We start from the raw sequence: 19398 nt of genomic DNA on the forward strand, positions 1-19398 counted from the left end.
GCCACCGCAATCCCAGCCACAGCCGCAATCCCAGCCCCAACCGCAGCCCCAGCCGCAGTTCCAGCCGCCGGCGCCCCGTCCTCAGCCCCAGCCGGCAGCCTGGCAGCCTGCGCCCGCCGAGGGTCAGTGGCTGCCTCCGGGCGCGCCCGGCAGCCGCTGGACGCCGGCAGATGCTCCCGCGGTCCCGCCCCCCGCCGAGCCGGAAGGCCGTAGAAGGCGTTACCGGGCCGAGTCCGACGAGCCGGAGGCCGGCGCCCTCGGGACCGCTCCCGACGAGCCCGCGCCGCAGTACGGCGGCCGCCGTTCGCGGTCCCGGCATTCCGCGGAGTACCGGGACTTCGGTGTCGGCAATCTCGCGCGTCCCCGGGACTGGCAGCCCGAAGAGGCGCCGCCGCCACCCGCGCCGCCCCGGCTTGCTCCCGCACCGCCGGCCCCCCGGCATCGCAGTGCCGAGGAACCGGTCGAGAGCCAGGACGAGCCGCAAAGCGGTGGTCAGTCGGCTGCCGACCTCCTGGCGAGGTTCCAGGTGCAGCCGAGCGGAGGCGGCCGGCGGCGTCGGCGTGACGCCTGACACGCTGTGCTCGGTCTGACGGATCGACTACAGTCGTAGTGACCGTCCGGTACCCCAGCAGCGGGACTGGAACGTACGAAAGAAATCTGTGAGGTCGTCTGCGATGGAGCAGTTCGACGGACTGCGCCCGGCCAGGCTGAAGGTGGGAATCATCTCGGCGGGTCGGGTCGGCTCGGCGCTGGGTGTAGCGCTGGAGCGTGCCGACCATGTCGTGGTGGCCTGCAGCGCCATTTCCCAGGCCTCCCTGCAACGGGCGCAGCGCCGGTTGCCCGATACGCCGGTACTTTCGCCGCCGGATGTCGCGGCGGCTGCTGAGTTGCTGGTTCTGGCCGTCACCGACAGCGAGCTGCCCGGCCTGGTCGCCGGTTTGGCCGCCACCTCCGCGGTCCGGCCGGGCACCATCGTGGTGCACACCTCCGGTGCCAACGGCATCGGAATCCTGGACCCGTTGACCCGGCAGGGTTGCATCCCGGTGGCGATTCACCCGGCGATGACCTTCACCGGCTCGGACGAAGACATCGCCCGACTGCCCGACACCTGTTTCGGCGTGACGGCGGCCGACGAAGTCGGATATGCCATCGGCCAGTCGTTGGTACTGGAGATGGGCGGCGAGCCGTTCTGCGTCCGCGAGGAGGCCCGCGTGCTGTACCACGCCGCGTTGGCCCACGCATCCAATCATCTGGTGACGGTGCTGGCCGACGCGCTGGAGGCGTTGCGGGCCGCCCTGGCAGGGGACGAATTGCTGGGACAACAGCGCGTCGACAACCAGCCGGGCGGTATCGCCGAACGCATCGTCGGCCCGCTGGCCCGTGCAGCGCTGGAGAACACGTTGCAGCGCGGTCAGGCCGCACTCACCGGCCCGGTCGCCCGCGGCGACGCGGCCGCCGTCGCGGGACACCTGAATGCGCTCGGGGATGCGGACCCGGACCTTGCCCACGCGTACCGGGTGAATGCGCTGCGCACCGCGCAGCGTGCGCACGCCCCCGAAGATGTAGTCGAGGTGCTGGCCCGGTGATCGGCAACAAGAAGCCGCCTGCCTTCAAGCCGGGCGAACTCAACGTGTATTCGGCGCCGGCCGACGTCAGCGACGTCACCCGCGCGCTGCGGCATACCGGCCGGCGAATCATGTTGGTGCCCACCATGGGAGCGCTGCACGACGGTCACCTGACCTTGGTGCGTGCCGCCAAACGGGTCCCGGGTTCGGTGGTGGTGGTGTCGATCTTCGTCAACCCGTTACAGTTCGGCGCCGGCGAGGACCTTGACGCCTACCCGCGCACCCTCGACCAGGATGTGGAACTGCTGCGGGGCGAGGGTGTGGACATCGTTTTCGCGCCGTCGGCTTCGGGTATGTATCCCGGTGGCCTGCGTACCACCGTGCAGCCGGGTCCGCTGGCTGCCGAGCTCGAAGGTGGTGCACGCCCAACACATTTCGCCGGCGTGCTGACGGTCGTTCTCAAACTTCTGCAGATCGTGCGGCCGGACCGGGCGTTCTTCGGCGAGAAGGACTACCAGCAGCTGGTGCTGATCCGGCAGATGGTCGCCGACCTGAATATCGACGTGCAGGTGGTGGGCGTGCCGACGGTTCGGGAACGCGACGGGCTGGCCATGTCGTCCCGCAACCGCTACCTCGATCCGGCGCAACGTGAAGCGGCCGTGGCCCTTTCGGCGGCGTTGAGCGCGGGTGCGCACGCCGCGAGTTATGGCGTCCAGGCCGCCCTGGACGCGGCGCATGCGGTGCTGCAGGCCACGCCGGAACTGGTCGTCGACTATCTGCAGCTGCGGGACACCGAGCTGGGTCCGGTGCCAACCAACGGATCCGGCCGGCTGTTGGTCGCGGCCAGGCTCGGCACCACCAGACTGCTGGACAATGTGGCAATTCAAATCGGCAATCTCGCCGGCACCACCAGTGGGCCGGACGCTCAATCGAATTGGAGGAACTGATGTTACGGACGATGTTGAAGTCGAAGATCCACCGCGCCACCGTCACTCAGGCCGATTTGCACTACGTCGGATCGGTGACCATCGACGCCGACCTGATGGACGCCGCCGACCTACTCGAGGGTGAACAGGTCACTATCGTCGACATCGACAATGGGGCCCGGTTGGTCACCTACGCCATCACGGGTGAGCGCGGTACCGGTGTGATCGGAATCAACGGTGCCGCAGCACATCTCGTCCACCCGGGTGACCTGGTGATACTGATCGCTTACGGCACCATGGAAGACGCCGAGGCGCGCGCCTACCAGCCGCGGATCGTCTTCGTCGACGCCGACAACAAGCAGATCGACCTGGGCAGTGACCCCGCTCACGTGCCCGACGGCGTGCCACCGAGTATGGGGGAGTTGCTCGACCCGCGGATCGGCGTGCGGTAACCGTGCTGCTGGCGATCGACGTCCGCAACACTCACACGGTCGTCGGCCTGATATCCGGCGTCAAAGACAACGCCAAAGTAGTTCAGCAGTGGCGCATCCGCACCGAGTCGGAAGTCACCGCGGACGAACTGGCGCTCACCATCGACGGTCTGATCGGTGAGGATGCCGAGCGCCTCACCGGCGCCGCGGGGCTGTCCACCGTGCCGTCGGTGCTGCACGAGGTGCGGATCATGCTCGAGCAGTACTGGCCGTCCGTGCCGCATGTGCTGATCGAGCCCGGGGTGCGCACCGGTATTCCGCTGTTGGTGGACAACCCGAAAGAGGTGGGGGCCGACCGCATCGTCAACTGTCTGGCGGCCTTCCACAAGTTCGGCAGGGCCGCCATCGTGGTCGACTTCGGGTCGTCGATCTGCGTGGATGTGGTGTCAGCCAAGGGAGAGTTTCTCGGTGGCGCGATCGCGCCCGGCGTGCAGGTGTCCTCGGACGCCGCGGCGGCCCGCTCGGCCGCCCTGCGCCGAGTCGAGCTGGCCCGCCCCAGATCGGTGGTGGGCAAGAACACAGTCGAGTGCATGCAGGCCGGTGCGGTTTTCGGGTTTGCCGGGTTGGTCGACGGACTGGTGGGCCGCATCCGCGACGACGTCGCCGGATTCTCGGCCGGTGACGACGTCGCCGTGGTGGCCACCGGACACACCGCACCGCTGTTGCTGCCCGAACTGCACACGGTGGAGCACTACGACCAGCATCTGACACTGCACGGGCTGCGGCTCGTTTTCGAACGCAACCGCGATGCCCAGCGCGGCCGGCTCAAGACCGCGCGCTGAGCGCCGGCGCGATCTCATTTAAGCTGGCACGTCGTGAGTGCCGCCGATAGCGATCCCGACAGAGATCCCTTAGGGGATCTTCCCGAGCAGTTCCGGATCCGGCGGGACAAGCGCGCCCGGCTGTTGGCAGAGGGTCACGACCCGTACCCGGTGGCGATTGAGCGGACGCACACGCTGGCCGAGGTTCGCGCGGCCCACCCTGACCTGCCCACCGACACCTCGACCGACGACGTGGTCGGTGTCGCGGGACGGGTGGTGTTCGCTCGCAACACCGGAAAATTGTGCTTCGCGACACTTCAGGATGGAGACGGCACCCAGCTGCAGGCGATGATCAGCCTCGACAAGGTGGGTCAGGAATCTCTGGATGCGTGGAAGGCCGACGTCGACCTCGGCGACATCGTCTTCGTGCACGGCACCGTGATCAGTTCACGCCGAGGCGAACTGTCCGTCCTCGCCGATTCCTGGCAGATGGCGGCCAAGTCGCTGCGACCCCTGCCCGTCGCCCACAAAGAGATGAGTGAAGAGGCACGGGTACGGCAACGGTATGTCGACCTGATCGTCCGGCCGCAGGCGCGTTCGGTGGCGCGCCAGCGGATCGCTGTTATACGCGCCATCAGAAATGCACTCGAGCGACGCGGGTTCCTCGAGGTCGAAACTCCCATCCTGCAGACGCTGGCCGGCGGGGCCGCCGCACGGCCGTTCATCACCCATTCCAATGCACTCGACATCGACCTTTACCTGCGGATCGCGCCGGAACTGTTCCTGAAGCGCTGCATCGTCGGTGGTTTCGACAGGGTCTTCGAACTAAATCGGGTCTTCCGAAACGAAGGAACCGATTCCACCCATTCCCCGGAATTTTCCATGTTGGAGACGTACCAGACCTACGGGACCTATGACGATTCGGCAGTCGTCACTAGGGAGCTTATTCAAGAGGTGGCCGATGAGGCGATCGGGACCAGACAACTCCCGATGCCCGACGGCACTGTCTACGACATCGACGGAGAATGGGCAACTCTGCAGATGTATTCCTCGCTGTCCAAAGCTCTGGGTGAAGAGATCACGCCGGAGACGCCGGTCGAACGGTTACGCGACATCGCGGCGCAACTGGACGTGGAGATTCCCGACAACCGTGGTTTTGGTCACGGCAAACTCGTCGAGGAACTCTGGGAGCACACCGTGGGCAACACGCTCACCGCGCCCACTTTTGTCAGGGATTTTCCGGTCGAGACAACGCCATTGACCCGCCACCACCGCAGCATCCGCGGCGTGACCGAGAAGTGGGACCTATACGTGCGCGGAATGGAGCTGGCCACCGGGTACTCGGAATTAAACGACCCGGTAGTGCAACGGGAGAGATTTGCTGATCAGGCCCGTGCCGCAGCCGCCGGGGATGACGAGGCCATGCAACTCGACGAAGATTTTCTGGCCGCCCTGGAGTTCGGGATGCCGCCCTGCACTGGAACGGGAATGGGTATCGATCGGTTGTTGATGTGTTTGACCGGGCTGTCAATTAGGGAGACTGTTTTGTTCCCGATTGTTCGCCCGCACTCCAACTGAACTGCACAAAGTTGTGTCTGGATTGAGTATTTTGAGTTCTTATGGCAGATTAGGTCGGTGGGGAGTCTATCCAAACAGGATCTGTAACTGCACAGGAAGAAACGTGAGGGTAAGCCAATGGCGAAGAAAGTGACCGTCACCTTGGTCGATGATTTCGACGGTGCCGGCTCCGCCGACGAAACGGTCGAATTCGGGCTTGACGGGGTGACCTATGAGATCGACCTTTCCAGTAAGAATGCGACGAAGCTGCGCAATGACCTGAAGCAATGGGTTGCGGCGGGCCGTCGCGTGGGCGGTAGGCGGCGCGGGCGTTCCGGTTCGGGCCGTGGCCGCGGCGCCATCGATCGCGAGCAGAGCGCCGCGATCCGCGAATGGGCGCGCCGCAACGGGCACAACGTGTCGACCCGTGGGCGTATCCCGGCCGACGTCATCGACGCGTTCCACGCGGCCACCTAGGCACACTCTTGCCGGCGCCCAGGCTTCAGAGCCTGGGCGCCGGATTTTTCTTTTCGCTGGTGGCGAACTGATCGGCGCCCAATGCGGGTAACGCATTGGGGCTTTTCCTCGTTAAACCAGGTTGAACCAGTCAAGACCAGTCACGACCAGTCGAGACCAGTCACGTCCGGCCACCGCTGCGCACTGCGAGGTATGAAGCGTGGCAGGCCGACCATTACAGTGGACGACAGGTACGCGGTGTCGGGGCCGGAGTCGACAAAAGGTCGGCAAAAGCCGGCAGACGCCTTTCCGAGGCGGAGTACCTAATGGTGAGGGAGAGCAGGTAACCGACGATGTTCGAAAGATTTACCGACCGTGCCCGCAGGGTCGTCGTCCTGGCGCAAGAAGAGGCCCGGATGCTCAACCACAATTACATCGGCACCGAGCACATTCTCCTGGGTCTGATCCACGAGGGCGAAGGTGTCGCGGCCAAGTCGCTGGAGTCACTGGGTATCTCGCTGGAAGGCGTGCGCAGCCAGGTCGAGGAGATCATCGGCCAGGGCCAGCAGGCGCCGTCCGGGCACATCCCTTTCACTCCGCGGGCCAAGAAGGTTCTCGAGCTGAGCCTGCGTGAAGCGTTGCAGCTCGGCCACAACTACATCGGCACCGAGCACATCCTGCTGGGCCTGATCCGTGAGGGTGAGGGCGTTGCGGCCCAGGTGCTGGTCAAGCTGGGTGCTGAACTGACCCGGGTGCGCCAGCAGGTGATCCAGCTGCTGAGCGGCTACCAGGGTAAGGAAGCCGCAGAGGCCGGCACCGGTGGCCGGGGCGGTGAATCCGGCAGCCCGTCCACCTCGCTGGTGCTCGACCAGTTCGGCCGTAACCTCACCGCCGCGGCCATGGAAGGCAAGCTCGACCCGGTCATCGGCCGCGAGAAGGAAATCGAGCGGGTCATGCAGGTGCTGTCCCGGCGTACCAAGAACAACCCGGTGCTGATCGGCGAACCCGGCGTCGGCAAGACCGCCGTGGTCGAGGGTCTCGCGCAGGCGATCGTGCACGGCGAGGTTCCCGAGACGCTCAAGGACAAGCAGCTCTACACCCTTGACCTGGGATCGCTGGTCGCGGGCTCCCGCTACCGCGGTGACTTCGAGGAACGCCTGAAGAAGGTGCTCAAGGAGATCAACACCCGCGGCGACATCATCCTGTTCATCGACGAGCTGCACACGCTGGTCGGTGCGGGTGCCGCCGAGGGCGCCATCGACGCCGCCAGCATCCTCAAGCCCAAGCTGGCCCGCGGCGAGCTGCAGACCATCGGCGCCACCACACTCGACGAGTACCGCAAGTACATCGAGAAGGACGCCGCGCTCGAGCGCCGGTTCCAGCCGGTGCAGGTGGGTGAGCCGACGGTGGCACACACGATCGAGATCCTCAAGGGTCTGCGGGACCGCTACGAGGCGCACCACCGGGTGTCCATCACCGACGGGGCGCTGGTGGCCGCGGCCACCCTGGCCGACCGCTACATCAATGACCGGTTCCTGCCGGATAAGGCGATCGACCTGATCGACGAGGCCGGCGCCCGGATGCGTATCCGCCGGATGACCGCGCCGCCAGACCTGCGTGAGTTCGACGAGAAGATCGCCGACGCGCGCCGGGAGAAGGAATCAGCGATCGACGCCCAGGACTTCGAGAAGGCCGCCAGTCTCCGGGACCGGGAGAAGCAACTGGTCGCCCAGCGCGCCGAGCGCGAGAAGCAGTGGCGTTCGGGCGACATGGACGTCGTTGCCGAGGTGGACGACAACGAGATCGCCGAGGTGCTGGGCAACTGGACCGGCATCCCGGTGTTCAAGCTCACCGAGGCTGAGACCACCCGACTGCTGCGCATGGAGGAGGAGCTGCACAAGCGGATCATCGGCCAGGTGGACGCGGTCAAGGCGGTCTCCAAGGCGATCCGTCGTACCCGCGCCGGGCTGAAAGACCCGAAGCGCCCGTCTGGCTCGTTCATCTTCGCCGGCCCGTCCGGTGTCGGTAAGACCGAGCTGTCCAAGGCGCTGGCCAACTTCCTGTTCGGCGACGACGACGCGCTCATCCAGATCGACATGGGCGAGTTCCACGACCGATTCACCGCGTCGCGGTTGTTCGGTGCCCCTCCGGGCTACGTGGGCTACGAGGAGGGCGGTCAGCTCACCGAGAAGGTGCGGCGCAAGCCGTTCTCGGTTGTCTTGTTCGACGAGATCGAGAAGGCGCACCAGGAGATCTACAACAGCCTGTTGCAGGTGCTCGAGGACGGCCGGCTTACCGACGGCCAGGGCCGTACGGTCGACTTCAAGAACACCGTGCTGATCTTCACCTCCAACCTGGGGACATCCGACATCTCCAAGCCCGTCGGGCTCGGGTTCACCCAGGGTGGCGGCGCCAACGACTACGAGCGGATGAAGCAGAAGGTCAACGACGAGCTGAAGAAGCACTTCCGTCCGGAGTTCCTGAACCGCATCGACGACATCATCGTCTTCCACCAGTTGACGAAGGACGAGATCATTCAGATGGTCGACCTGATGATCGAACGCGTCGGCAAGCAGCTCAAGACCAAGGACATGGAGATGGAGCTGACCGACAAGGCCAAGGCACTGCTGGCCAAGCGCGGCTTCGACCCGGTGCTGGGCGCCCGTCCGCTGCGGCGCACCATCCAGCGGGAGATCGAGGACCAGCTGTCGGAGAAGATCCTCTTCGAGGAGGTCGGTCCGGGGCAGGTCGTCACCGTCGACGTCGACAACTGGGACGGCGAGGGCAGCGGCGAGGACGCCGTGTTCACCTTCACCGGAACGCGCAAGCCGCCGGCCGAGCCGGATCTGGCCAAGGCCGGCGCCGGTGGTCCTGGCACCTCGGGTTAAGGCGGGCATAGACTGCCAATGCTGACGGGCACCGGAATCTGGTGAGATTCCAGAACGGTCGCGCCACTGTCGAGAGTCAGACCCGGCGCCCGTCATCAGGTGGAGTTATCCGAGTGGGGCGCGAGATCCCAGAAGGAGTTGATCGTGGCGAGTTCTGAGACGACGCGGGTCGGATCGGTTGACCTCTCGGCTGCCAATGCGGCGCTGTGGCTGGCGGCGACAGCGTTCCTGGCACTGTTGGCGATCTACTTCGTCGGCATCGACCAGGGCGCCGTGTCGCTATTCGGCAGCGACACCCACGTGCACGAGTTCTTCCACGACGCAAGGCATTTGCTCGGCTTCCCCTGCCACTGACCCGCAGCCGTGGAGAAGCGTCTGATAGCGCGCGGTGTGCTGGCGGGTGCAGTCGGTGCAGTGCTGGCGTTTGTGTTCGGCCGTCTGTTCGCCGAGCCGGTCATCGGCCGTGCCATCGAGTTCGAAGAAGGCCGGGTCGAAGCTGCGCACGCTCAGGGTGTGCACGAGCACGGCGCGGAACTGTTCTCGCGCGGCGTCCAGGGCAACGCCGGTCTGGGCTTCGGCGTGCTGATCTTCGGCATCGCGGTGGGCGCGTTATTCGCGGTGGTGTTCTGCGTGTACTACCCGAGAGCGGGACGCATTGCGCCGCAGTCGCTTTCACTGCGGTTGGCCGCCGCGGCGTTTGTCGCGGTGTATCTGGTGCCGTTCCTGAAGTACCCGCCCAATCCGCCTGCGGTGGGGCAGGCGGACACGATCGGGTCGCGCACCCTGTGGTTCGTGGTGATGGTGCTGGCTTCGGTGGGGCTGGCGATCGGCGCCGTCTGGCTGGCCCGGCTTCTGGTGGCGCGCTTCGGCGAGTTCACTGCCAGGCTGCTCGCGGCCGGTGCCTATGTGCTCGCGGCAGCGGCCGTCGCGCTGGCCTTGCCGAACGTCGCCGAGGTGCCGCCCGGCTTTCCCGCCGACGACCTCTATGAATTCAGGCTGGTGTCGCTGGGCACCCAGCTGGTGATGTGGACAGGCATGGGGTTGGTGTTCGCGGTGCTGGCCGGCCGGCTCCTGGGTGAGGGAACAAGGGCGCAGAGCGTAGCGGCGTGACCCGGCCCACCGCCCGGCTGACGCTGATTTCCCACGCGATGACCGACGCGATGTCGGCGGGGCGTTTCCCGGTCGACGAACCGCTCAGCGACATCGGTCGCCGTCAGACCGGGTGTCCGGTCACCGCCGAGCGGGCACTCGCCGGGCCCGAACTGCGGACGCGCGAAACCGCGGAACTGCTTGGTCTGCAGGCCATCGTCGAGCCCCGGCTGGCCGACCTGGACTGCGGACAGTGGCGCGGCCAAGAGCTGCAGAACATTCCGCCCGCCGGCCTGCGGGATTGGCTGACCGAACCGGCCGCGGCGCCGCACCGCGGGGAGTCGATCGTCGAACTGGTCGAGCGGGTCGCCGGTTGGCTGACGCAGCTGGACGACGCGGTCCGGACGGTAGCAGTCACTCACCCCGCGGTCATCCGAGCGGCGATCCTGGTGGCCCTGAGCGCACCGCCGAAATCGTTCTGGCGCATCGATGTTGCCCCCGCCGGCCACACCGTGCTGCATCGCCGGGGCGGGGTCTGGACCCTGCGGATCTAGTCAGCGGGGCGCCACCAGCGCAAAGACCTGCTGGGCGACCTTCAGCATCCAGCTGGTCACCGTCGGCCCGTGGTCGTGCGGCCAGTTCAACTGGAAACTGACCACCCAGGGCTGGCCGGTCTTGTCGACCGCATACCAGCTGAACGTCAGATCTCCGGGCAGCCCACCGGCTTTCGCGCCGATGTACGGCCACACGTTGGGGTCCAAGCGGATGCCGGCTACCGCGGACAGGATCTGCCGCACCGGCGCGGCCGCGCCCACGGCGTCGGACTGCAATGCCACGTGAACCCGGCAGATGTCCTCGGCGTTGCCATACCACTCGGCGCCGTAGGCCGAGGCGGGCGTGTGCGCGCGAAATGGATCGGGCTTGTACTCGGTCGAATTCGCCTGGGCCAGTAGCGCGGCCCGTTCCTGTTGGGTCGCGTTCTTCCACTGCTCACGCACATCCGGCTGTCCCCAGCCGATCGAGAACAACTCGTACATGGTGGGGAATGGCGTCATGCTGGCCGGATCGTGGTGCCCTGCGCTGGCCAGGGCTTGCTCGATGGCGCGTGTTCCCACTCGCTCGATCAACATGTCAGTGGCCATGTTGTCACTGGTGGCGATCATCTTCTCGGCGGCCGTGCGCACCGAAACATGGTCGCCCACAGCCAGTTCCAGGCCCGAGGAACCGACGGCCTTGCCCTTGGCGGTCACCGTCAACTGGTCGTCCCAGGAGACCGTGCCGTTCGTGACCGCGGTCGCGACGGCGTGTAGTACGTACAGCTTGAAAATGGATGCCAACGGCAGGGGCTGGGCGGTGTTGGCGCCCGCCACCCGGTCGCATTGACCGTTGTCGACCCTGGCCACCTGATAGGAATACCGGGCGCCGGTCTTGCTCAGCACCGCGTCCACGTCCGACCAATTGTTGATCGGCGGTGGCGGTTGGGTGTCGACTTCGAACCGGTCGACCTCGCCGGTATCGCCGGTGTGGATCCGGATGTCCTGGCGCGCGCCGTAAGAGGAGATCAGTTGCAGCGTCGCCACGTTGGCCCCGATGAATACCGAGTCCAGGGTGAACGGCCGGTCCCACCACAGGCTCTCCATGGAGGCTTCCACTGATTCGACCTTGTCGGCGGTGGCCAGCGTGCGCACGCCGTCCGGGCCGATAGGCCACTCGGAGTTCAGCATGTCCATGGTCTGCTGAGCCCGCAGACCCGGTGGCGTGCTGGTGTCGATTCGGTGTCCCACGTTCGCCGCGTTCGCCGACGGAGTGGGTGAGGACGAGCACCCCGGAGTGAGCGTCACCACGAGCGCGGCGGCGGCGCTCAACGCCAGCGCCCGGCGCGGCGCCGCGCGCCGCCTACCCAGCCTCGGTGGTCCCGGCAACGTCGAGCACAACCTCGAATTCCAGCAGGGACGCACCGCTGGCCACGGGGTTGGCGCGCTCTCCTGCGTGGGCTTCTCTCGCGGGCCCGTTCGCCCAGGCCTGGAACGCTTCATCAGACTCCCACTGTGTCACCACAAAGTAGCGGTCTTCACCATTGACCGGACGCAGCAGCTGAAAGCCGAGGAAGCCGGGCTGGTTGTCCACCGCGTGCGCGCGATGAGCGAAGCGTTTTTCCAGTTCGGGGCCAGCGCCGGCGGGCACCGAGATTGCATTGATTTTCACCACTGGCATGTGGCTAGGCTACCGTGCCGAACATGGCCGCCGATCTGCTGACCCATCGCGGCGGAGCGGGCAGGCCGCTGGTTCTGGTACACGGACTGATGGGACGCGGCACCACCTGGCCGCGACAGCTGCCGTGGCTCACCCGGCTGGGCGCGGTCTACACCTACGACGCCCCCTGGCACCGGGGGCGTGACGTCGAGGACCCCTACCCGATCAGCACCGAACGCTTCGTCGCCGATTTGGGCGACGCGGTCGGCTCGCTGAACGCCCGGGTCGTCCTGATCGGGCATTCGATGGGCGGCCTGCACTCCTGGTGTCTGGCCGCCGAGCGGCCGGAACTGGTGAGCGCACTGGTGGTGGAGGACATGGCCCCGGATTTCGTCGGGCGGACCACCGGGCCGTGGGAGCCCTGGCTGCACGCGCTGCCGGTTGAATTCGATTCTGCCGAAAGGGTATTCGCCGAATTCGGTCCGGTTGCCGGCCAGTACTTCCTGGAGGCGTTCGACCGTACCGACACGGGCTGGCGCCTGCACGGGCACCCCCAGCGATGGATTGAGATCGCCGCGGAGTGGGGCACCCGCGACTACTGGGCGCAGTGGCGCGGCGTACGCGCGCCGGCACTGCTGATCGAGGCGGGCAACACCGTCACGCCGCCGGGCCAGATGCGTCAGATGGCTCAAAGGGATTTCCCGACAACGTATCTAGCGGTCCCGGAGGCCGGCCACCTGGTGCACGACGACGCGCCCGAGGCTTACCGGCAGGCCGTGGAATCCTTCCTGGCCGGCGGAAAGCGGTAACTCCCAGCACTAGGGTCGGCGCCGTCGACGGCGAAGCGGGTCAGGCCGGTTCCGACGCGCGGGAGAATTGGCGAAGTCGTTTACGTGAATCAGGCATGGGTATCATCGAGCGGTGGCTGTTGCCGGGAAGTCTGTGGCCGGAAAGCGCAGGGGAGTTGCTCCGCCTGTGCTCGAACCGCAGGACCGAAGCTGGACGTTTCTCACCAACCACGCCCACGTCCTGATATGCATCTCCTCCGGCGAAGAGCTGACGGCGCGCGAGTTGGCCCTGCGGGTCGGTATCACCGAGCGCTCGGTGCAGGCCATCTTGACCGACCTGACCGCCGAGGGTTACCTGATCAAGTCGAAGGTCGGCCGCCGCAACGTCTACGAAGTCAACCCCGAAGGCAGGCTGCGACACCCACTCGAAGCCAACCACACCGTCGGTGAGTTGGTCACCGCGCTCTCCTGACCTGGCGCTGGGACCGATTGCGGCGACCCGCTACGCGCGGCAACGCCGCGCTTGCGATCGCCGTCAGGGGTTGCATTCCGGGCAGTAGCGTGGGGCCGCCAGCCCGCCGCGGGCATCCTCGCTGTGGTGGTCACACGCCGGGCAGCCGAGGATGTCGGCCGCGACGAGTGTGGTGGGCGACCCGCATGCTCGGCACGGTAACCCTTCGCGGACCGCGACCCGCCCGTATCCAGGTGACATGCACCCTGGGCACGGGGTGGCGAGCCGGCCGGCGAGTCGATTGGCCAGGGCGGACAGGACTTCCCGGCGCCCCGGGTTGTGGTGTGCCCGGAGGTCGGGTTCCAGCAGGGCGCACCGGTTGTCCGCGGCCGCCACGGCGTTGTCGACGATCTCGACCAGAGCGAACGCATCCGTGAGTCCCTTGCCGAAAACGCGCGTATCCCCTTCGACGGTGGCTTTGACGACCGCTCCCTGCTCGGGGAACCCGAAGCGTCGCGCGGCGTCGACGGCTTCATGGCCGCTCACGACCAATTTCGGCGGTCCGGGGGTACGCGGGATGTTCACACCTTCCACCAGCTGAATGCCCCGGGTGTCGTCGACGAACACCAGGATCTCCTGGTGCACGGCCAGCATGCCGTACCACCTGTCGTAGCTGGCTTCGCTGGCCACTCCGTAGGGCACTCCGGCCGCGCTCATGGCCAACCGGGCCTTCGCCGAGGCCGCTGCCACCGGTGCGAGCGTCCGGGTGATCTCGCCCGCAAAGGTGCCGAACTGGTCGGTGTCGATGCCTGGCGGGGCGATCACCCGGGCACCGATCTCTGCGGCGAAGGCCGGCGCCACCTGCCGCTCTTTGCCGTGCATGGTGCCCATCGCGATCACCGTCCCGGCGTAGGAGTCAATGGGTGCGTTCATCAGAGGTTTCAGCAGGCGGCCGGGCTCGGCGGAATCCGCCGGGCCCGGCAGCTCGCACTGCTTAGACGACCCGCAGCAACGGTGTCTCGTTGTCGGAAACCTGCCCGATGGTCCCGCAGACCTGGACCCGACCGTCCGCACGGTCGAGCAGGGCGGCGACGATTGCGCAGCGTCCGCTGTCGACCGCCTTGGCGACCAGCGGCGATTTGTGCAGCAGCGACACCCCGACGTGCGCCACGTGAGCGGCCGTCAGATCGTCGGCGGTACTGATGCCGGCGTCTGCGCGGGCCAGGGAGGAAACCGCCTGTTCGACGACGGCACGCGTGGCGCCGTCGGGGAAGTTGGCGTTGTTCCAGGCATCGAGGGCCGTCTGCATGGCGCTGGAGTCCGAGTGGCCGAGGATGACGATCAACGGCGTCTTGAGGGTGCCGACGGCGTACTCGAGGGTGGCCAGCACGCCGGTGTCGATGACGTGTCCCCAGTTGCTGACGTCGATGATCGAGCCCCAGCTCTGACCGAACACCACCTGGCTCGGCACGTCGGAATCTGCGGAGCGGAACACGACGGCGGCGGGCGGCTGTCCGTTGGCGACGCTGTGCTGCTTGCGCAAAGTGTTGTGGAAGTGCTGGTTTCCGGCTTGCAGGCCCTGCCAGGCGGAAGTGGGGTTGGACATTTTCGTTACCTTTCTGTGGTTGGTTTCAGCTGAAGTACTCGGGCCGGCTGACGTAGGTGTCGGTCACGAACATGACCCCCGGCGAACCCTCGAGAAGCCGTCGTAATCCGGCTACCAGTGCCTCTGACTTGGTGTCCGGCACGACGGTGATGAGCATTTCGAGTGCCGCTTGCTGGTTGAAGAGCAGCCGGCCCTGGTGATAGCCGTGATGCCCGAGCCCAGAGACGCCCGAGACACTGGTGAACCCGGTGGCGCCTGCGCTGTGGAATTGGTCGCGAACCGCGGACGCGTGATCGCCGCCCACCACCACTTCGATTTTCGTCATTTTTGTCAGGCCATTCAGTGGCATGGCAATACCTCCTCAGTTGCGTTGTGCTTTTCGACTCCCGATTCCCAGCTCCGCCAGCCGTTGCGAGTCCAGCGCTGCCAGCCGTCTCCGGGCTTTTCGCGGGCCGCGAGGGCTACCCAGTCGTTTCCGAACAGATGCTGGAGGACGGGGTTGCGGTCGACGATCATGTCGATTCGCGCGAGTGGGGCCTGGACGACGGTCAGCAGGCGCATCGGCTCGTGCCCGAACGTCTGACCGTCGGTAACCGATTGGCGAGGTAGCCCCAGCTGCAGGTCACCGCCGTGGCCGGCGAGTACGCCCACTCCGGCGACCACGTTGTGGACCGTCTTGGTTCCCGCTCCGAACAGCTCCGGCGCAACCGTCGAGAAGTAGTACTGGCAACTGATCCACTGGGCCACGACCATGGGGGCGGTCAGGATCGTCTCCAACGCGCTGCCGTCCGGGTCGACGTCCGCTTCGTAGGAGTGCAGGAAGGTCCGTCGCCCCAGGTCGAGGCCGCTGCTGAGGTCGCGGGGCCCGACGATGAAGGCAGCGTTGCCGGCCAGCCCCCATTCGGGAAAGACCTGCGCCCAGTCGGCGGAGCGGTTGGCGACGTGCCGCGCTGCCCGCGACGGGTCCGGCCGGGCCGGGCCGCCGGGTAGGACGGCGCAGCGCTCGGCGGCCAACTCCGCACCGGCCACCTCGAGATCGGTGCTCAGCCGGCGCAGGTCCGCCACATGGCTCGCCGGGACCAGGTGCTCGTCCAGGACAGAAACCCGGTCCGTGGCCGTGTCGTGCAGAGCGGCGACGAACCAGGTGTCCTCTGGAATCGAGATGCCCATATCGCGCAACTCCGCACGGACGTCGGCGTTGTTGAGGATGGCGACCGCGGTTCGCGCGTTGGGGCCACCCGGTTGCCCGCCGCACGCCCCGCAGTCCAGCGCCGCCTGGTAGGGGTTGTTCTCGGTGGTGCTGCCGTGTCCGCACATCACTACCAGCCGGGCGAATCCGCTGGTGAGGCCCATGGTGGTGAGAGCCACTTGAGCGTAGAGGGCCCGTTGTGCCAGATCGACGCTGTCGTTGACGGAGAGAACGGTGGGTGCGGGCGGGGCCAGCCGGTCGCGCAGGCGCCGGCGCAGGGTGCCGCTGGCTTTCGGGCTCAGCGTCTTTGCGGCAGCCCATGGACCGGCGGCCCAGCCAGAGGCCTCGGCCAGGGTGAACGGCGCCAGAAGTGCCTGCTTCGCGGTGTTGAAGGCGGCCTCGGCGCCGGCCATGACGACACTGCCGTCTCGCAGCCGCTTGGCCGCACGCACACCTTCGGGTGCCGGGCTTTCGCGGACTTCGTGCTGGGGACGAATCAGAACCGGGCACAGCTCGTTGGGCGCTCCGCCGACCAGGTCGGTGAACCGGATGGCGACCGCGAAAAACCCTGCAAAGCCGAGGGTTTCGTATCCGCCCTTGGTTTCGATGCGCCGGCGCAGGCCTTCCGACCGAGCGTCGATGCAGCACACAAGTTGGGTGTGCGGCCGCCCGTGGGACCCCTGCACAGTGCTGCCACTCAAGGACTTCAGCAGCGCGTCGCGGTAGTGCGCCTCGTAGGCCTGTTGCCAAACCACCGGCCGGGTCGTGACCGGAAGAGCTGCCAAGATCCTTGCGGCCGGGGCCAGCTCATCGTCACTCAACTCGTTCAGGCCCCAGATGCGCGCGAGATCCGCTGCCCGCTGCTCCGCGGAGGCGATGGCTGGGCGGTCGATGGCGTCGACATCGGCGGCCGACTCAGAAGCGTTGTCAGGCAGCAGCAATGCTTCGTAGGTCAGACGCAGGGCCAGGTAGTCGAGGAGGTCCGCGCCGACCATCCGCTCGGCATACCAACGGACGTACGCCGCCCAACCGGGAAGCCGGGTCAGATGTGCCTGCAGGTAGGTGATGCGTTCGTCGTCGGTGACGCCCAGTTGCCGCAGCGCCTGCAGCGCAGCGTCGTCGGCTCGTTCGGGCACCTCGCGTAGGGCGGCGCGGACTTTTCGGCTCAATTTGTGATCGCCGGCGGCCAGAGTCCGCCAGGCGTGGAAGAAGCCTCGATCACGCGCGGGCATCGGCCAACCCGCCGCGGGTGATCCGAAGAATGCCGTACTCCATTTGGCGGCTTGAGCGTCCACCTCCTCGGCTACCTGCGGTGCGAGTTGCTCACTGCGCATCTTGTTGCGGCGCTTCGGCTTGGCCGCGACGCGGCCGTTGAGCAGGTCGTCGCGCAACAACTCGGCGGGTGTCACGCGCCGGGCACCCAGCTGGATGGATCCTCCGTCCAGCAGGGTGGGGTAACGCAGCCGCAGTGTCGATTCGAGGTCGGCGTCGGTGATCCGCCCGCGGTGGTAGAGGTCGCGGTAGGCGGTCTCATCGAGCAGTCCCGCGACGCCGTAGAGGTCACCGGCGCGCAGCACCGCCTGCTCGAAAGGCATACCTTCCAGTCCTGCCAGCGGGTTGACGGCGATGAAGGTCTCCAGCGGGTAGTGGGTGGGAACCACCCGCGCGGCCAGATTCACCTCGCTGCGTAGCTGGGCACGCAGCGCGTCGATCGAGACGTGTTCAGCGACGATGGTCATCGGTGCGCTCCTGTCAGCTGTGCGGTCAAGTGGGTCGGGGTGGGGATCTGCTGTGGGCGTATCGCTGAGACATGTCCTGCTACCAGCGCTTTGGTGTAGAGGGCACGCTGCAGACGGCCGGCCCAGCCATCCGGGGGAGCCTGGCGCAGCAGGGCCAGGGCGCCAAGTACGACCGCCGCTGCGGCGATGCCCAACGAAGAGGCCGATGGCACGGCGACCGGCGGCAGATCGGGAGACAGGAACCCGGTCACCAGGTTGACCAGCGCCAGGTAGCCGACGCCCGCGCCGAGCAGCGCCACACCGGCGGCGAAGACTGCCGGCCAATGAGGTGATCGCGCCAGCCAGCCCATCAGTGCCGCCGCGGCGGTGGCCCAGGTAAAGATCACCAGCGCCTCTGCCGAACCATGCTCCGCCGTGTGCAACGGCATCACGGCGTCGGCTGCGTACAGTGCGGCCGCGGGCACCAGCAGCGCAGTGGCGAGTACCGCTGCACGTCGGGTAGGGCTCAGCGGCGGCGCGGGTGGGCGAGCGGCCTTCTGGCGCCGCTTGGCGATCGCCGAGCCCGAGGACAAGAAGAGCGTGGCCTTGTAGAAGCCGTGCCCGACCAGGTGGAAGACCGCCGCGGCGGACAGGCCCAAGCCACAGGTCAAGATCATGAAGCCCATTTGGGCCATCGTCGAATATGCCAACGAGCCCTTGATGTCGGACTTGGTGAGCATCACCAGGGCCCCGTAGACCATGCTCAGCATGCCGGCGGTGAACGCTATGCCCATGGCCAGCGCCGATCCGCTGACGATCGGGCTCAGCCGGACCAGCAGCACACCCCCGGCGTTGACCACACCGGCGTGCAGCAAGGCCGACACCGGGGTGGGTGCCGCGAGGGTGGCCGGCAGCCAGCGGTGGAACGGGATCTGCGCGGACCGCGACAGCGCAGCCACCACGATCAGTACCGCGGCGACCAGCATCGTCGGTGACGCGTCCGTGCTGACGGTCAACTCGGACAGGCTTCGATTCCCCCACTGCATGGTCACCAACCCGACCGCCGACCACAGCGCGAGATCGCCCACCGCGAACGCGGTTGCGGTACGTCGCACGCCGTCGCGGGCGGCCGGCAATTCCCAGTAAGTCGCAAGGAGCAGGCACAACGCTGTCCCGGCCAAGGTCCAGCAGAGGGCCAGAGCGATCAGAGTTCCCGAAATCATCAGGCCGGCGGACGCGGTGGTGAGCAGTCCGGTCCCGGCGGTGAACCAGCCCGACCGGCGGTCGCAGGCGAGGTAGCGCAGGGCGAACAGTTGAACGACCGTGCTCACTCCGTACACCAGCACCAGAAGCAGGGCGCTGAGCCGGCCGGCGCTCACCTCGCCGACGAGGGTGCCGTGGTCAGTACGCAGCGAGGCGTGTGTCGGCCCGTGCAGCACTACCTGAACGCTCAATGCGGCGGCCGCGACCAGTCCCGAAGCGGCGGTCGCGGCGCCGAATCGGCCGACCAGCCGGGGATGCCGGTCACCGGCCAGCAGGGCGATGACGGATGCGAGCAGGGGCGCAATCAGAACGGTGAGGAGGACGGCGGTCATTGGTCAGCCACCGCCCTTCGTGGCTATCAGATGTCCGAGGTACATGCGAGGCAGATTACGTGAGACAAAATACGTCTGTCAAACATCACGAAATATATTTCATGTAACGATCTACGCGGGTGTGC

Annotated in this window: 19 protein-coding genes and 1 pseudogene; 13 read left to right on the plus strand and 7 right to left on the minus strand. The window is 66.9% G+C overall.

The genetic code is table 11. The features are described 5' to 3' along the window. From AO501_RS37900 to AO501_RS10370, 11 genes and pseudogenes are all read left to right on the plus strand, one after another. A pseudogene (locus tag AO501_RS37900) lies at window positions 1-571 on the plus strand (hypothetical protein); the annotation flags it as partial. Between the two features lie 103 nt (window positions 572-674). Then, complete coding sequence (locus AO501_RS10325; protein ID WP_055577622.1) at window positions 675-1586, plus strand: Rossmann-like and DUF2520 domain-containing protein; 912 nt, start codon at window positions 675-677, stop codon at window positions 1584-1586. Beyond that, complete coding sequence (gene panC / locus AO501_RS10330) at window positions 1586-2512, plus strand: pantoate--beta-alanine ligase (protein WP_055577687.1); 927 nt, start codon at window positions 1586-1588, stop codon at window positions 2510-2512. The genes AO501_RS10325 and panC overlap by 1 nt, the downstream gene beginning before the upstream one ends. Then, entirely contained in the window at window positions 2512-2943 is a 432-nt protein-coding gene (gene panD / locus AO501_RS10335) for an aspartate 1-decarboxylase (RefSeq protein ID WP_055577623.1), read from the plus strand. The genes panC and panD overlap by 1 nt, the downstream gene beginning before the upstream one ends. A gap of 2 nt (window positions 2944-2945) precedes the next feature. Next, window positions 2946-3764: a type III pantothenate kinase gene (locus AO501_RS10340; RefSeq protein ID WP_055577624.1), complete on the plus strand. Its 819-nt coding sequence runs from the start codon at window positions 2946-2948 to the stop codon at window positions 3762-3764. 33 nt (window positions 3765-3797) lie between these two features. Next, window positions 3798-5321: a lysine--tRNA ligase gene (gene lysS, locus AO501_RS10345; RefSeq protein ID WP_055577625.1), complete on the plus strand. Its 1524-nt coding sequence runs from the start codon at window positions 3798-3800 to the stop codon at window positions 5319-5321. Window positions 5322-5438: 117 nt separating this feature from the next. Continuing rightward, window positions 5439-5777, plus strand: a complete 339-nt coding sequence (lsr2, locus tag AO501_RS10350) for a histone-like nucleoid-structuring protein Lsr2 (protein WP_055577626.1) — start codon at window positions 5439-5441, stop codon at window positions 5775-5777. 332 nt (window positions 5778-6109) lie between these two features. After that, a complete protein-coding gene (gene clpC1 / locus AO501_RS10355) occupies window positions 6110-8644 on the plus strand; it encodes an ATP-dependent protease ATP-binding subunit ClpC (protein ID WP_055577627.1) in 2535 nt (844 codons plus the stop codon). A 141-nt stretch (window positions 8645-8785) separates the two neighbouring features. Continuing rightward, window positions 8786-8998 carry a CbtB domain-containing protein gene (locus AO501_RS10360; protein WP_371935031.1) on the plus strand — a complete coding sequence of 71 codons (213 nt, stop codon included), beginning with the start codon at window positions 8786-8788 and terminating at the stop codon, window positions 8996-8998. A gap of 9 nt (window positions 8999-9007) precedes the next feature. Then, window positions 9008-9754: a CbtA family protein gene (locus AO501_RS10365; protein WP_055577628.1), complete on the plus strand. Its 747-nt coding sequence runs from the start codon at window positions 9008-9010 to the stop codon at window positions 9752-9754. Then, a complete protein-coding gene (locus AO501_RS10370; protein ID WP_269435174.1) occupies window positions 9751-10287 on the plus strand; it encodes a histidine phosphatase family protein in 537 nt (178 codons plus the stop codon). The genes AO501_RS10365 and AO501_RS10370 overlap by 4 nt, the downstream gene beginning before the upstream one ends. Here the strand turns inward: AO501_RS10370 and AO501_RS10375 are convergent, their stop codons facing one another. Next, a complete protein-coding gene (locus AO501_RS10375; RefSeq protein ID WP_055577629.1) occupies window positions 10288-11655 on the minus strand; it encodes a serine hydrolase in 1368 nt (455 codons plus the stop codon). Then, the gene (mhuD, locus tag AO501_RS10380) at window positions 11630-11947 is read right to left on the minus strand and encodes a mycobilin-forming heme oxygenase MhuD (protein ID WP_055577630.1); all 318 of its coding nucleotides are present in this window, start codon (window positions 11945-11947) and stop codon (window positions 11630-11632) included. Before mhuD ends, AO501_RS10375 begins: the two co-directional genes overlap by 26 nt. A gap of 14 nt (window positions 11948-11961) precedes the next feature. On the opposite strand from mhuD, the gene AO501_RS10385 reads away from it, so the two are divergent. After that, a complete protein-coding gene (locus AO501_RS10385) occupies window positions 11962-12735 on the plus strand; it encodes an alpha/beta fold hydrolase (protein ID WP_156452459.1) in 774 nt (257 codons plus the stop codon). Window positions 12736-12868: 133 nt separating this feature from the next. Continuing rightward, on the plus strand, window positions 12869-13186 hold the full coding sequence (locus AO501_RS10390; RefSeq protein ID WP_055577631.1) for a helix-turn-helix transcriptional regulator: 318 nt from the start codon (window positions 12869-12871) through the stop codon (window positions 13184-13186). A gap of 63 nt (window positions 13187-13249) precedes the next feature. On the opposite strand, the gene AO501_RS10395 is transcribed toward AO501_RS10390, so the two are convergent. The 5 genes from AO501_RS10395 to AO501_RS10415 all read right to left on the minus strand — a co-directional run bounded on the left by AO501_RS10395 (window position 13250) and on the right by AO501_RS10415 (window position 19273). Further along, window positions 13250-14098 (minus strand): DUF6671 family protein, encoded by an 849-nt coding sequence (locus AO501_RS10395; protein ID WP_055577632.1) that lies wholly within the window; start codon window positions 14096-14098, stop codon window positions 13250-13252. Between the two features lie 61 nt (window positions 14099-14159). Next, a complete protein-coding gene (locus AO501_RS10400) occupies window positions 14160-14771 on the minus strand; it encodes a carbonic anhydrase (protein WP_055577633.1) in 612 nt (203 codons plus the stop codon). Window positions 14772-14796: 25 nt separating this feature from the next. Further along, complete coding sequence (locus AO501_RS10405) at window positions 14797-15096, minus strand: P-II family nitrogen regulator (RefSeq protein WP_231513242.1); 300 nt, start codon at window positions 15094-15096, stop codon at window positions 14797-14799. A gap of 14 nt (window positions 15097-15110) precedes the next feature. Next, complete coding sequence (locus AO501_RS10410; RefSeq protein WP_055577635.1) at window positions 15111-17699, minus strand: DUF2309 domain-containing protein; 2589 nt, start codon at window positions 17697-17699, stop codon at window positions 15111-15113. Then, window positions 17696-19273: a proton-conducting transporter membrane subunit gene (locus AO501_RS10415; RefSeq protein WP_055577636.1), complete on the minus strand. Its 1578-nt coding sequence runs from the start codon at window positions 19271-19273 to the stop codon at window positions 17696-17698. Before AO501_RS10415 ends, AO501_RS10410 begins: the two co-directional genes overlap by 4 nt. Window positions 19274-19398: the final 125 nt, after the last annotated feature.

This window comes from Mycobacterium gordonae, from assembly GCF_001417955.2.
Lineage (GTDB): Bacteria > Actinomycetota > Actinomycetes > Mycobacteriales > Mycobacteriaceae > Mycobacterium > Mycobacterium gordonae_B.